The sequence below is a fragment of the Faecalibacterium sp. I2-3-92 genome, assembly GCF_023347315.1.
Classification (GTDB): domain Bacteria; phylum Bacillota; class Clostridia; order Oscillospirales; family Ruminococcaceae; genus Faecalibacterium; species Faecalibacterium duncaniae.
Genome location: NZ_CP094470.1, coordinates 2,343,545 through 2,357,414 on the forward strand (window position 1 = coordinate 2,343,545; position 13,870 = coordinate 2,357,414).

14 protein-coding genes are annotated in these 13,870 nt (G+C 59.5%); 8 read left to right on the forward strand and 6 right to left on the reverse strand.

Annotation, left to right across the window (positions count from 1 at the left end; all coding sequences use genetic code 11):
- Positions 1–139: 139 nt before the first annotated feature.
- The 5 genes from MTP42_RS11425 to MTP42_RS11445 all read left to right on the forward strand — a co-directional run bounded on the left by MTP42_RS11425 (position 140) and on the right by MTP42_RS11445 (position 5,355).
- Positions 140–781: a redox-sensing transcriptional repressor Rex gene (locus MTP42_RS11425; RefSeq protein WP_005934937.1), complete on the forward strand. Its 642-nt coding sequence runs from the start codon at positions 140–142 to the stop codon at positions 779–781.
- A 92-nt stretch (positions 782–873) separates the two neighbouring features.
- On the forward strand, positions 874–1,482 hold the full coding sequence (locus MTP42_RS11430; RefSeq protein ID WP_097771501.1) for a thymidine kinase: 609 nt from the start codon (positions 874–876) through the stop codon (positions 1,480–1,482).
- Between the two features lie 542 nt (positions 1,483–2,024).
- A complete protein-coding gene (locus tag MTP42_RS11435; protein ID WP_005934941.1) occupies positions 2,025–3,395 on the forward strand; it encodes an ABC transporter substrate-binding protein in 1,371 nt (456 codons plus the stop codon).
- A gap of 164 nt (positions 3,396–3,559) precedes the next feature.
- On the forward strand, positions 3,560–4,486 hold the full coding sequence (locus MTP42_RS11440) for a carbohydrate ABC transporter permease (protein WP_156060430.1): 927 nt from the start codon (positions 3,560–3,562) through the stop codon (positions 4,484–4,486).
- 17 nt (positions 4,487–4,503) lie between these two features.
- Positions 4,504–5,355: a carbohydrate ABC transporter permease gene (locus MTP42_RS11445; RefSeq protein WP_442899438.1), complete on the forward strand. Its 852-nt coding sequence runs from the start codon at positions 4,504–4,506 to the stop codon at positions 5,353–5,355.
- Between the two features lie 79 nt (positions 5,356–5,434).
- On the opposite strand, the gene MTP42_RS11450 is transcribed toward MTP42_RS11445, so the two are convergent.
- Positions 5,435–6,250 carry an AraC family transcriptional regulator gene (locus MTP42_RS11450; protein WP_249257354.1) on the reverse strand — a complete coding sequence of 272 codons (816 nt, stop codon included), beginning with the start codon at positions 6,248–6,250 and terminating at the stop codon, positions 5,435–5,437.
- Positions 6,251–6,349: 99 nt separating this feature from the next.
- Here MTP42_RS11450 and MTP42_RS11455 point away from each other — a divergent pair, with 99 nt between their 5' ends.
- Together MTP42_RS11455 and MTP42_RS11460 are read left to right on the forward strand one after the other, a co-directional pair.
- On the forward strand, positions 6,350–7,906 hold the full coding sequence (locus MTP42_RS11455; RefSeq protein WP_249257355.1) for a glycoside hydrolase family 28 protein: 1,557 nt from the start codon (positions 6,350–6,352) through the stop codon (positions 7,904–7,906).
- Positions 7,907–7,909: 3 nt separating this feature from the next.
- On the forward strand, positions 7,910–9,055 hold the full coding sequence (locus tag MTP42_RS11460; RefSeq protein ID WP_156059743.1) for a glycoside hydrolase family 88/105 protein: 1,146 nt from the start codon (positions 7,910–7,912) through the stop codon (positions 9,053–9,055).
- A gap of 169 nt (positions 9,056–9,224) precedes the next feature.
- On the opposite strand, the gene MTP42_RS11465 is transcribed toward MTP42_RS11460, so the two are convergent.
- Genes MTP42_RS11465 through MTP42_RS11480 form a run of 4 tightly spaced genes read right to left on the reverse strand, consistent with a single transcriptional unit; the run spans position 9,225 to position 11,477 of the window.
- On the reverse strand, positions 9,225–9,716 hold the full coding sequence (locus tag MTP42_RS11465; protein ID WP_156070490.1) for a hypothetical protein: 492 nt from the start codon (positions 9,714–9,716) through the stop codon (positions 9,225–9,227).
- Positions 9,700–10,374 carry a hypothetical protein gene (locus tag MTP42_RS11470; protein ID WP_156070491.1) on the reverse strand — a complete coding sequence of 225 codons (675 nt, stop codon included), beginning with the start codon at positions 10,372–10,374 and terminating at the stop codon, positions 9,700–9,702. The genes MTP42_RS11465 and MTP42_RS11470 overlap by 17 nt, the downstream gene beginning before the upstream one ends.
- Positions 10,375–10,384: 10 nt before the next feature.
- Positions 10,385–10,963: a hypothetical protein gene (locus MTP42_RS11475; protein WP_156070492.1), complete on the reverse strand. Its 579-nt coding sequence runs from the start codon at positions 10,961–10,963 to the stop codon at positions 10,385–10,387.
- On the reverse strand, positions 10,947–11,477 hold the full coding sequence (locus MTP42_RS11480) for an RNA polymerase sigma factor (RefSeq protein WP_227612747.1): 531 nt from the start codon (positions 11,475–11,477) through the stop codon (positions 10,947–10,949). Before MTP42_RS11480 ends, MTP42_RS11475 begins: the two co-directional genes overlap by 17 nt.
- A 177-nt stretch (positions 11,478–11,654) precedes the next feature.
- On the opposite strand from MTP42_RS11480, the gene MTP42_RS11485 reads away from it, so the two are divergent.
- Entirely contained in the window at positions 11,655–12,617 is a 963-nt protein-coding gene (locus MTP42_RS11485; RefSeq protein ID WP_249257356.1) for a biotin--[acetyl-CoA-carboxylase] ligase, read from the forward strand.
- Positions 12,618–12,668: 51 nt separating this feature from the next.
- Here the strand turns inward: MTP42_RS11485 and MTP42_RS11490 are convergent, their stop codons facing one another.
- Positions 12,669–13,865, reverse strand: a complete 1,197-nt coding sequence (locus MTP42_RS11490) for a hypothetical protein (protein WP_249257357.1) — start codon at positions 13,863–13,865, stop codon at positions 12,669–12,671.
- Between the last annotated feature and the right edge of the window lie 5 nt (positions 13,866–13,870).

Below are 13,870 nucleotides of genomic sequence, written 5' to 3' on the forward strand. Positions count from 1 at the left end.
TCATTGCAGTATACTTTATACTAAGAATAAGATTGACAAGTATATATCATTATTGTTCATAAACTGTCTTAACTGCCGGTGCACCTTGCAGGGCGCAAAGAGACCGGCATTCCCTTTGGATGAAAGGAGAACCATTTCCATGAACAATCCCGGCAAAGCTTCCCTTCCGGTGATCAAGCGCCTGCCCAAGTACTACCGCTACCTGCGGACGCTGAAGAACGACGGCATCACCAGCATCTCCTCCCGCGAGCTGGCCGCCCAGATGGGCACCACGGCCTCTCAGGTGCGGCAGGACTTCAACTGCATCGGCGACGTGAACGGCCGCCAGGGCATCGGCTACTCGGTGGAGAACCTGCTTTCCATCCTGGAGCATCTGCTGTTCGGCAACGGTGACCTGCTGCCCACCATCCTCATCGGCTGCGGCCGGTTGGGCAAGGCAGTCAGCCGCTTCATCACCACCGACACCAACGGCTACAAGCTGATCGCCGCCTTTGACAATTCCCCCAGCGAGGTGGGCAAAGAGATCAACGGCATCCAGATCTTACACGTTGACGAGCTGGAGGCCTTCTGCGCAGAGCATAAGCCTGAGGTGGCTGTGTTCTGTGTGCCCCGCAGCGGTGCGGAGGAGCTCAGCGGCCGGCTGGTCGAACTGGGCATCAAAGGCTTCTGGAACTTCTCCCACTATGACCTGTCGGTGCCCTACCCAGAAGTGGTGGTGGAGAACGTCCACCTGGGCGACAGCCTGATGAGCCTGGGTTACCGCCTGCGCAATCAGGACTGATCTATGATCCATTCATAACATATCACAGAAAACAGGCAGCCCTCTCCCCCCGAACGAGCAGAGAGGGTTGCCTTTTTATGAGGAGAGCAACTATGGCGAAGCTATACTTCCGATACGGTGCCATGAACAGCGGCAAAAGCACCGCGCTGATGCAGGTGGCCCACAACTACGAAGAGCAGGGGATGCGGGTGCTGATCCTGAAGCCCCAGGTGGATACCAAGGGCGGCGGTGAGCTGGTCAGCCGCCTGGGCGTGCGCCGCAGGGCCGACCTGCTCATCCCGCCCGAGGTGGATGTGTTCGAGGCCGTGCGCGCCGCTTCTGCCGGGGAGCAGCCGCTGGCCTGTGTTCTCTGCGACGAGAGCCAGTTCTTTACCCCGGCACAGGCCGAGCAGCTGTTCATGGTCACGGTAGACCTGAACATCCCGGTCATCTGCTACGGTCTGCGGTCAGACTTCTCCCTCAAGGGCTTTCCCGGCTCCACCCGTCTGCTGGAGCTGGCCCACACCATTGAGGAGATGAAGACCATCTGCACCTGCGGGCGCAAGGCCACCTGCAACTGCCGCAAGGTCAATGGGGAGTTCGTCTTTGAGGGCGAGCAGGTCGCCATCGATCTGGAAAACGATGTGCAGTACGTCAGCATGTGCCCCCAGTGCTATTTCAAGGCACGGCGGGCGTTTTACGCCAAACGGAACGCACAGTAAGTGTCGATCTCCGGCAGACACAGGAGCCCTCTCCTGCGTGAGAGCTCAGATCTCCCAAAAGATTTTTACAGTTTTCAGAGCGCTGCCCAGCCGGGCGGCGCTCTTTTTTGCTCGTCCCCTTTTGAAGTGATATATCAGTTGTATCCCACGGCGAACGTTTTTTGCACAATTGATATATCAGTTTATAAAGCAGCGATATCGTCACTGTTTTTACATATTGTATACAACATTATGCCGTCAATTTCTCAAAAAGTTACAAAACAATTGCAATTTTAGAGGTTCTGCCACACTCTCTCGGTCCGTTTCTATGCAATCTATCCAATTATGCAGATTGCATATTTTTTCGCTCCAAGTTTATTCATTTCGGCAATGCCGTCAAATCGCTGCAAATCACAAGAGCAATATTTGTTCGTTTTTTGTCCGTATCACTTCAATTTACATCTTTCTTTTTCCCATCCCTTTTGCTATCATATTTGTATACAACGAGCCTTGTGCAGAAAGGCCCGCTCGATGTTTTTTGATTTATTAGGAGGAGAACAACAATGAGCAAGGCAATTTCCCGTCGTGATTTCCTGAAGGTCACCGGTGCTGTTGGTGCAGCTGGTCTGCTGGCTGCCTGCGGCGGCAATGGCGGCGCTGCTTCCAGCACCGCTTCTTCCGCAGCCGAGGCTGCTTCCGTGGCTGGCCTGAGCAGCGATCCCGTTACCCTGACCATGAGCTGGTGGGGCGGCGAGTCCCGCCACAACGCTTACCAGGAGGCCCTGAAGGCTTTCTCTGCTGAGCACACCACCATCACCGTCAACCCCACCTTCGCTGCATGGTCCGGCTGGGAGGACACCATGTCCACCAAGTTTGCAGGCGGCGTGGCTGAGGATGTCTGCCAGATCAACTGGAACTGGCTGTACAACTACTCTGGCAACGGCCAGACCTTCCTGGATCTGAACAGCGTCACCGATTACCTGGATATGTCCCAGTGGGACGACGCAAAGCTGGGTGCCTGCAATGTTGCAAATGCACAGCAGTGCGTGCCCATCTCCATGACCGGCCGTATCTTCTACTGGAACATGACCACCTTTAACAAGGCTGGCATCACCGAAGTTCCCGCCACTGAGGACGACCTGTTTGCAGCAGGCAAGGCTTTCCAGGAGAAGCTGGGCGATGATTACTATCCCCTGCACCTGGGCGCATACGACCGTATGATCCTGATGGTGTTCTACCTCGAGTCCAAGTACGGCAAGGACTGGGCAGATCCCACCACCTCTACCCTGAACTACACCGCTGACGAGATCGCCGAGGGCATCGACTTCATCAAGAGCCTGGTCGACGGCCACGTCATCATGCCGCTGCCCACCTACTACGGTGCAAACGGCGACGGTGCTACCCACCAGTCCAACGAGTGGATCACCGGCAAGATCGCTGGCATCTTCGAGTGGGATTCCGCTGCTTCCAAGTACCAGGACGCTCTGGACGAGGAGAACAAGCCCGGCTTCACCGTTGGTGAGGAGATCAAGTTCGGCGATTACAACGGCGGCTTCTCCAAGGTCTCCATGGGCATGGCCATCACCAAGACCTGCAAGAACCCCGCCGAGGCTGCTACCCTGATCGAGTACCTGTGGAACGGCGACGGCGCTGCCATCATGGGCTCCGAGTGCGGCATCCCCGCTTCCAAGGCTGGTCTGGCTACCGCTCAGGCTGCCGGTAAGATCAACGAGCTGGTCGCCGAGGCAAACGGCAAGGTCATGAGCTTCGTTTCCTGCCAGCTGGATCCCCTGTTCGAGTCTTCCGATCTGAAGGCTACCGGCACCGGCACCTATCAGGAAGTGTTCGATACCGTTGACTACGACAACAAGAGCGGCGCAGATGTTGTTGACGTTCTGCTGGACGGCATGTCTGCTGTTGGCTACACTGTCTGATCTTCTTTGCTGACCTGAGTCAAATTACATATCAGGGGCATCGTCCACCCGTAGGCCCGATGCCCCTTTTTTCTCAGGCACAGGTTACAATTTTCTGACAAATCTGTTGCCAAAGTGTGACATAAGGTTTGTTGCACTGATTTTCACCAAAGGAGGATCCCCGGATGAAAGAAAGCAAAGCGCCCTCTCTCGGGCGTACCCCCGCACAGAAGTTCCTGGATAAGTGGCAGGGTCTGATTTACCTGATCCCCTGGATCATCGGCTTTGTCGTGTTCAAGGCCATCCCCTTCGGTCAGTCGCTGTATTACAGCTTCACCGACATGAACTTCTTCAACGGCATCCACCAGTACGGCGTGATGAACTACGTCACCGCCTTCTCTGATGCCAAGGTCACCAAGGCTCTGGTCACCACCTTCAAGTACGCCTTCATCACCGTGCCCCTGAAGCTGATCTTTGCTCTGTTCATTGCATACATCCTGAACTTCAAGATCGCCTGCGTGAACCTGTTCCGTACCGTTTACTACATCCCGTCCATTCTGGGCGGCTCCGTTGCCATCGCCGTGCTGTGGAAGGCTGTTTTCCGTGATGATGGTCTGGTCAACACCATCATCCGCGCCATCACCTTCGGCCATGCACAGGGCCCCTCCTGGCTGAGCGACCCCAACTATGCGCTGTGGATCATCTGCTTCCTGCGCATCTGGCAGTTCGGCTCCGCCATGGTGCTGTTCCTGGCCGCCCTGAAGGGCGTGCCTGCAGACCTGTACGAGGCTGCCACCATTGATGGTGCCGGTAAGTGGAAGCAGTTCTTCTCCATCACTGTTCCCATGATCACCCCCATCATCTTCTACAACCTGGTCACTCAGATCTGCCAGGCTTTCCAGGAGTTCAACGGCCCCTTCATCATCACCAACGGCGGCCCGCGCAACTCCACCACCCTGATCTCCATTCTGGTTTACAACTACGCCTTCAAGTCCAACCAGATGGGCATGGCTTCCGCTCTGGCCTGGATCATGTTCGTGATCGTCTGCATCCTCACGATCATCGCCTTCACCAGCCAGAAGAAGTGGGTCTACTACTCGGATGAAAGGTAAGGTGTGACAGTATGGGAATGAAAGCATCCAACGCCATTGCGACGTTTTTTAAGTATCTTGTCCTGATCCTGGTGGGCCTGATCATGATCTATCCCCTGCTGTGGATGGTCAGCGCCACCTTCAAGGACAACAGCGAGATCTTTGCAGGCATCGGCCTGTGGATCAAGAACCCCACCCTGGAGGGCTACAAGAACGCGCTGAACAACTTCGGCGGTTCCATCAACATCCTGCAGGCCATGCTGAACACTTATTCTTATGTTCTGCCCAAGGTCATCTGCACGGTGGTCTCCTCCTGCATTGCAGCCTACGGCTTTGGCCGTTTCGACTTCCCGGGCCGGAAGATCCTGTTCAGCATCATGCTGGCCACCCTGTTCCTGCCTCAGGTCGTTCTGAACGTTCCTCAGTTCCTGCTGTACACCAAGTTCGGCTGGGTCAACAGCCCGTTCTATCTGGCCATCTGGGTCCACACTGCATTTGCAACTGAGACCTACTTTGTTTACCAGCTGGTGCAGTTCATGCGCAATGTCCCGCGCGATCTGGACGAGGCTGCCGCCATTGATGGCTGCAACTCCTTCCAGACCCTGTACAAGGTCATTGTCCCCATGCTGATGCCCGCTCTGGTATCCTGCGCACTGTTCCAGTTCATGTGGAGCTGCAACGACTTCATGGGCCCCCTGCTTTACGTGCAGACCCCTGCAAAGTACCCCATGTCCCTGTTCGTCAAGCTGTCCATGGACGGTGATACCGGCTTTGCCTGGAACCGTATCCTGGCCCTGTCCCTGATCTCCATCCTGCCGCAGCTGATCGTTTTCTTCTGTGCACAGGATCAGTTCGTCGAAGGTATCTCCGCCGGTGCTGTCAAGGGCTAAGCACCCCCTCTGCGGACAGAGCCATTGACTTTCGATGAATAAGCAACGCCCCCTGTGCTGCGCACAGGGGGCGTTGTTCTTATCCGCGGTGGCTCTTGCGGTATTGCAGCGGCCCCGTTCCCATCGTCTCGCGGAACACGCGGCGGAAATGGGCGGCAGAGGCAAAGCCGGTCTGCTCGGCCACAGCGCTGATGTTCAGGTCGGTGCTCTCCAGCAGGCGCTGGGCAGCCTCGATGCGGCGGCCATTGATGTAATCCACAATGGACTGGCCCGTGACCCGCCGGAACAGCCGGCTCAGGTAATAGGGCGACAGGTAGAACCGCGCAGCCACATCTGTCAGGGAGAATTTCTGCTGGTAGTTGGCTGCAAGGTAAGCGCAGATCTGCTCCACCGTCTCGTTGCGGGGGCGGATGTCCTGCTTTTCACTGCGGCACTCCTGCTCCACATAGTGCAGGATGAGGGCCAGATAGATCATGCCGGGGCTTTCCGGCTCGCTCTCGGCGCTTTGCATCATGCCCAGCAGCGTGCGCAGGCGGCCTGACCACTGCACCGGACCGTACAGGGCCGTTTGTGCTCCCGGCTCGAACAGCGGCATGAAATCCCGCTGCATCAGGTTCTTGAGCACCGGGAGAACGCCCGCCGGGAACCGGCAGCCGAGGAGCTCGGGGGCAATGTGGCCCGCCTGCTGCAGCAAGCCCCCGCCGGGGCCCAGCAGCAGCACGCAGCCCGGGTTCACCAGCAGGCTCTCGCCGCCCCGCACCAGCGTAAAGCTACCGCCGGACACCAGAATGATCCGGCAGATTTCCTCCTCCTCAGCCAGCTCATACTGGCCGGTCTGGAACCGCAGCGCCTTTGCCGTTACCTGGCCGCTCCATTTTTCCCGTTCCGCTTTCATCCGCACACCCCATTCAACAGTTTCTTTTCCTCAGTGTACCATGCCCGCCACCTGCGGGCAACCCATAATTCTTTCAACATCCAAGGAGGCATCCTGTTTATGAAGCTTTCCCTGATCCGTTCCATGACCCGCAGTGCCGTGTTCGAGCTGGAAAACGGCCTGTGCTACCGTCCGGCGCATCCCTTCACCGTCCAGCTGAACGGTGAGACTGTTTACACCGCCTGCGAGACCAACGTGTTCTCCCTGTTCAGCCTGCTGCCCGGCACCTCCTACACGGTTGCCGTGCAGGCTGAGGGCGAGACCCTGACCCTCGATTTCACCACTGAGGCCGAGACCTTCTTTGTGGACGCATCCCGCTACGGCTTGGTGGCCGACGGCACCACCGACAACACCGGCAAGCTGCAGGCTGCCCTTTCCACCTGCCCCAAGGGCGGCACGGTCTATCTGCCCGCCGGGCGCTACCGCACCTCCAGCCTGTTTATGAAGAGCTGCACCACCCTCTACCTGGAAAAGGGCGCTGTGCTGCTGGGCGACAATGACCGCACCCACTACCCCATCCTGCCCGGTGTCATCCCCAGTGAGAATGAGGTGGATGAATATTACCTGACCGGCTGGGAGGGCAACCCGCTGGACAGCTTTGCCGGCCTGCTGAACATCACGCAGGTGCACGACGTGGTGGTGACCGGCGAGGGCACACTGGACTGCGATGCCCAGAACGGCGACTGGTGGATCAACCAGAAGGTCAAGCGGATCGCATGGCGGCCCCGCGCGGTGGCCGCAGTGGACAGTGAGAATGTCTGCCTGCACGGCATCACGGTGCAGAACAGCTACTCCTGGACCATCCACCCCATCTTCGTCAAGCATCTGGATCTGCTGAACTTCAACATCAACAACCCCTACAACGCCCCCAACACCGACGGCATCGACCCCGAGAGCTGCGAGTACATCCGCATCATCGGCGCGAACATCCACGTGGGTGACGACTGCATTGCCATGAAAGCCAGCAAGGTGTTCCTGGGCATGAAGCTGAAAAAGAGCTGTGAGCACACTGTGATCCGGAACTGCCTGCTGGACAAGGGTCATGGCGGCATCGTCATCGGCAGCGAGATGAGCGGCGGCGTGAAGGATATGGTGGTGACCCAGTGCCTGATGGACCACACTGACCGCGGCCTGCGGGTCAAGACCCGGCGCGGCCGCGGCAACACCGCCGTCATCGACGGGCTGGTGTTCCGCAATGTGGAGATGCGCGGTGTCAAGACCCCCTTTGTCATCAATATGTTCTATTTCTGTGACCCGGACGGCCACGGCCCCTATGTCCAGTGCCGCGATGCCATGCCGGTGGATGAGTACACCCCCAAGCTGGGCAGCCTGACCATGGAGGATATCGTGGCCACCGACGCACAGTTCGCGGGCTGCTACTTCGACGGCCTGCCTGAGCAGCCCATCGAGCGCATCTCCATGAAGAATGTCACCATCACCTTTGACCCCAACGCTGAAGCCGGTCAGGCCGCCATGGCGGACAACCGCCCCAACGTGAAAAAGCTGGCCATCTACGCGGAAAACGTCAAGGAGATCGACCTGCACAACGTCAAGATCACCGGCTACGAGGGCGAGCGCCTGCGCTTTGCCAATGTCGGCCATTTCGAGGAGGACTGACCCATGACCCATGAAGAAATTCTCACCCTGCTGGGCGACTATGTGGACTACCTGATCGCCAATTCCAGTGCCGAGGCCCCCATGTGGAACATTGAAAAGGTGCGCAGCGGCAAGCCCAACAAGTGGAACTACATCGACGGCTGCATGATCACGGCCTGCCTGAGCCTGTACAAGACCACCGGGGACGAGAAGTACCTGAGCTTCTCCAAGGACTTCATCGACTTCTTTGTGCAGGAGGATGGCTCCATCAAGACCTATGACCCCAAGGAGTACAACCTGGACAACGTAAACCAGGGCAAGAACCTGTTCACCCTGTACGACATCTTCGGGGATGAGAAGTACCGCCGGGCCATTGACACCATCCGCAGCCAGCTGCTCACCCAGCCCCGCACCAAGGAGGGCAACTTCTGGCACAAGGAGATCTACCCCTGGCAGGTCTGGCTGGACGGTACCTACATGGCCCAGCCCTTCTACATGGAGTACGAGACCCGCTACAACAAGATGCAGGGCTGCATTGACAGCTACAAGCAGTTTATGAACATCAAAAAGCACATGCGGGACGAAAAGACCGGCCTGTACTACCACGGCTACGACGAGAGCCGCCAGATGTACTGGGCTGACCCCGTGACCGGCTGCAGCCCCAACTTCTGGCTGCGGGCCATGGGCTGGTTCATGGTGGCCATGGTGGATGTGCTGGAGCGGATGGACGAGCAGCTGTACAACGAGTACCGCGGCATCATGGCACAGCTCCGCCAGACCATTGAGGATGTGCACAAGTTCCAGGACGAGGAGACCGGCATGTTCTGGCAGGTGATGGATCACCCCGGCGTGGAGGGCAACTACCTTGAGACCAGCGGCACTGCCCTGTTCGCCTATGCGGTGCTCAAGGGCGTGCGCCTGGGCTACCTGCCCAAGCGGATGGCTGCCTGGGCTGAGAAAGCCTTCTACGGCACCTGTGACAGGTACCTCTCCAAGAACCCGGACGGCAGCCTGCAGCTGGACGGCATCTGCCTGGTGGCAGGTCTGGGCGGCAAAGACCACCGCGACGGCTCCCTGGCCTACTACTTCAGTGAGCCTGTGGTCTGCAACGATGCCAAGGGTGTAGGCCCCCTGGTGCTGGCCTACACCGAGATGATCGCCCGCAAGTAATACACGATACAGCAAAAAGCGAACCGCCATGGTGACAGATGCCATGGCGGTTCGCTTTTACACTTTTTTCTTCGAGCACCCATCGTCCGGGTGCACATTCAGTATACCCGGACAGGTGCCCCCTGTAAAAGGTATCTTTTGTATTGCTGTGATATGTTTTTTGTATGGTTCACACTTCCGTGTGGGAGGCCGCGCTGCTGTCCTCATTTTCCTCATCGAGGTCCGGGCCGGTGCCATCGTCCAGATCAAGGCGCAGGCGGTCGCTTTCCGCATCATTCAGGCCCCGCTCCTGCCGGGCATCGTATTCGATCCAGAACTCCTCCCGGTGCAGGGCAAAATCAAAGGCTGCCATCAGGCAGGCCCCGCCAAAGGCGCTGACCATCAGCACGATGCAGAGGAACACCGAGAGGAAATCGTACTTCCAGCGCTGGGGCCTTGCGGCAAAATACAGCACCTCGCACCCCAGCAGGATCAGCCCTGCCGCCGGAGCGATCTTCAGCGCAAGCTCCCAGTTGAAATGCGGCACAAAGAAATAGCAGAGGAACAGCACGCCGCAGACGATCAGGCAGACTCCCAGTGTCAGGGTGCCCACCCGGCGCACCGGGGCGCTCTCCGGGGCTTTGGGGGCCGGGCGCTCTGTTGTGTTATTCTTCTCGTCCATCGTCTTCATCCTCCGGGTCAAGGGTCACCTCACCGGTCGTATCCGGCTCTGCCTTGCGGGCAAAGTGATCCAGCAGGCTGGGCATCTTCTTTTCAGGCTGATACTCCTGAAAATCGGTTTCCTCCGGTGCAGCTTCCGGGGCAGCCTTCTTTGCCCTGGGCCCACGCACCAGCCAGATGCCGCACAGGATCAGTGCCACGCAGAGCACCACCTCGGGCAGTTGATCCATCACCAGATAGATGGCCCGCCACACCGGAGCTTTCTGGCCCCAGCGCCACAGGATATCGCCCAGCGTGTTCATAATGATCTGCTCGTAGGCGATCAGCGCACCGATGGCGATCAGGCACCAGCCCACCAGCTTGTGGCTGTCCATCATCATCCGGGCAAGGCGCTTGTCCTGCGGGTCGAAGTGGACCAGATAATCGTCCTCCGGGGCGGTGCCCATGCTGATCTGGGCACGCAGGTTGAAGGTGTCGAAAAAGCTGTACATGAACACCACCAGCAGCGCAAACGCGATGGGTGGGATCAGCATGGCTGCCATGCTGATGGCAGCCGCCATCAGCATCAGCGAAAGACCGCGCTTCATATATCCCTGATACATCTGGCCCGCGCCCGGGATAAAGGCGAACAGCAGGGTCAGGATGCCATTTTTCTTCATAATCGTTCCCTCATTTCTCTGTATTCTGGGTATTGCCCGCGATCTTATCGGTCACATTCGTGAGCAGCTTGTGGAGCAAAGAGGAGCCTTCGCCGGCATAGCGGCGGTCCTGTTTTGTCTCCATGGGTCTCCCCAGCTGTTCCGGCGCGGCCTGCGGCCGGTCGTCCTCAATGGGGCGGTATTGCGGGGTGTTCTCCGGGGCCGGGTCATTCCGGCCGGGTTCCCAGAGCTGGCTCTGGTCGGTCTCCAGCACGGTCTCCCGCCCGGCACCATACTGGATGATCTGCTGCAGCGCCCCGCTCCGCCACAGGGTCAGGGCCAGCACAGCGGCCACACCGGCCACGGCAGCCCTGCCATAGGTATTCTGCATCAGGCGGGCCCAAATCGTGCCCATCACCGCGCCCTGCACACTCTTTGGCGGTTTTTCCAGTGCATCGGCGGTCAAAAGGGCCGTGTAACGGTCCATGCACTGGTCACAATAAGAGAGGTGTTCGGCGGCTTCCAGCCTGCCCAGCTCATCCAGCTGGCCGTCCATCATGGCCCGGAAGCCCGCGTCGGTCATGCAGCCATCTTCACGAAACAATTCCATCTTCGCTCCTCCTTTCCTGACGGATCTGCTCCGCCAGCATTTTCTTTGCCCGGTAGATCTGCGCCTCCACCGTCTTTTGGGGCCTGCCGCAGAGGGCTGCCGCCTCGGCGGCGGTGCGGCCCTCCAGCAGCATCAGGCGGCAGGGGGTGCGGTACGGCTCCCGCATCCCCAGGATCTTCTCGGTCAGGGTCTCCTCGCTCATGGCATCCAGCACCTGCTGCTCCGGGTCGGAGCCGGGCGGCGCGCCTTCCAGTGCAAGGATATCATCTCCCGGGGTGTTCACCCGGCGCACCCACGCACTGCGCAGGTAGTCCTTGGCTTTGTTGGAAGCGATACGCGCCAGCCACTGCTTTTCGTACCCGGGCGGGCAGCGGTCAATGGCACGCCACGCGGCCAGAAAGGTCTCCTGTGCCAGATCCTGGGCATCGCCCTCGTCCGGCACCAGCTGGTGGCAGACCGTGTAGACCAGCCCCTGATACTGCCGCACCAGCGCATTGAATTCCAGTGTTGTCAACGGTCCGCATCCCTCCTTTCCTGCCGCTCTGTAATTGAATACGAAACAGAGCGCGGTTTTCCTGCAAAAAATTTAAAAAATATGGGGAGCTGGCGCAAAGCGCCTGAGAGGTTCTTCTTTTGCAAAACTTCAAGTTATGCTATACTGTTATTATACTATAAGAAGGAGGCGTTTTCCATGGGTGGAAGCACCAAACAGGCCCTGCTGCAGGCGCTTTCGGCGGCAGAGGGAGCCTATATCTCAGGCCAGCAGCTGGCCGAAGCGCTGGGCGTGAGCCGCGCGGCTGTCCACAAGGCGGCACAGGCGCTTTTGGCCCAGGGATACGCGCTGGATTCCGCCCCGCGCCGGGGCTACCGGCTGGCAGGCGGTGACCCCTTCTGCGCCGAGGCGGTGGGCCCCTACCCCGCCCCCATTCACATCTACGACACGCTGCAAAGCTCCAACCTGACGGCCAAGCAGCTGGCACTGGGCGGTGCACCCCACGGCACGCTGGTGCTCACGGCCCATCAGCAGGCGGGGCGCGGGCGGCTGGGGCGGCGGTTCGAAAGCCCTGCCGGGAAGGGGGTCTACCTCTCCCTCATCCTGCGGCCCGCCCTTTCTGCCGCCGATGCCCAGAGCGCGACCATCAGTGCGGCGGTGGCCGTGGCCCGGGCTGTCAAGGCCCTGTGCGGGCTGGAACTGGGCATCAAATGGGTGAACGACCTTTACTATCAGGGCCGCAAGGTCTGCGGCATCCTGACCGAAGCCGGGACCGACATGGAGAGCGGCCAGCTGGAATGGCTGGTGGTGGGCATCGGCCTCAACCTGACCACCTCCCCTGCCGACTGGCCCGAGGAGCTGGCCCGCACGGCAGGCAGCCTTTACCCCGGCGGCCCCGCGCCCGTGAGCCGGGCGGTGCTGGCCGGGGCCATTGCCCGGGAGCTGCTCTCCCTCTGCCCGGCCTTCGACTGTCTGGACGAGTACCGGACTCGCTGCTTTGTGCCGGGCCACTGGATCACTGTCTGCACCGGGGCCGAGACCTATGCCGCAAAGGCCCTTTTCATTGACGATGCGGGCCGTCTGGTGGTGGAGCGCGAGGGCGGCAGGCAGATTGCCCTGCAGCACGGCGAGGTCAGCATCCGGCCCACCTCCACAATATGAAAAATGACCCCTTCCGCCACGCCGACGCATGACGGAAAGGGTCATTTTCTTTTAAGAGATATGTACCGCTTCCAGCACCCTGATGCCCTCCTGCTCCATCACGTCGCGCAGGGCCTCGAGGTAGCCGGGCTTGTCCACCTTGTTCTCAATGCAGCAGGTCAGCACGCCGTGCAGGCTGGTGACCTCCATTGCAAGGGACGCACCGTCCGGCAGCACCCAGGTCTGGAAATCGGTCAGGTACGCTTCCAGCTCCGGGCTGTGCGGCAGCAGCGGGCTGCCGATGTAGCTGACCCAGAAATCTGCCGGGAAGCCGCTGATGTACTCGCCCATCTGGAACACACGCTTCTTGATCTTGAGTGCGGCCTTCTGCCGGAACACCTGATACACCCAGCCCATCTGTTCGGCCATGCGGAACAGGCGGCGCTCCGGGGTCAGGCTTTCCCGGATCTCATGGTCGAGCCGCTTTGCAAAGCTGTGGAGCCGGGCCTGCGGTTCCAGCTGCAGGGACAGCTGAAAGGACGCAATGCAATTGTACAGGGCATGCGGCACCCCCAGCGCCGCGCGGGTGTCGGCGGCATAGCTGTACACAAGGTCATTCTTTTCCAGATACCGCTGCGCTGCCTGGCAAGTCAGCCCCATGAGGGCGCTGAAGGGCTTCACGCCCTCCTTCCGCGCCAGATCCACAAGGCTCTGCCTGTCCAGCCGCAGCCGCTGAAAATGGGGCGTGCCCTCGTGGATCTGCAACACGTCCTTCTGCATGTCGTTGGCCACCTGGCTCTCCGGGTAGCGGTCCAGCAGCTGTTCCACATCGTAGGGCGGGTCAGAGGCAAGGGCCTCGCACACAAAACCGGCGTTGGAGCGCAGATTGCAGTAGAGCTTGAGCAGCAGGGTGAAAAAGGGCGCGCTGCCCCGGCCATCGGCCAGGAAGTGGAACCAGTCCAGATAGACCGTGTTCCCCTCATAGCCCAGCGAGAAGAGATAATCGTTCGTCTCCTCGGGGATCTTTGGCTGGGTGCTGCCCTGCCGCACACGGCAGGGGGCAGTGTTGGGCTCCAGACGGGCCTCCCGCTTTTCCCACACCACATGGCAGAAATAATACTCTGCCAGCGGGCGGGCCGCATCCAATGCCTGCTGCAGAAGAGCCGGGGCAACGGCCTCCTTCAGCGTGGCCTGATAGCGGCAGAGGACCTGATTTTCACGGTAGTAGTAGACGATGCCCTGAAACACCGCACGCTGCTCTGCATTCATCCGGA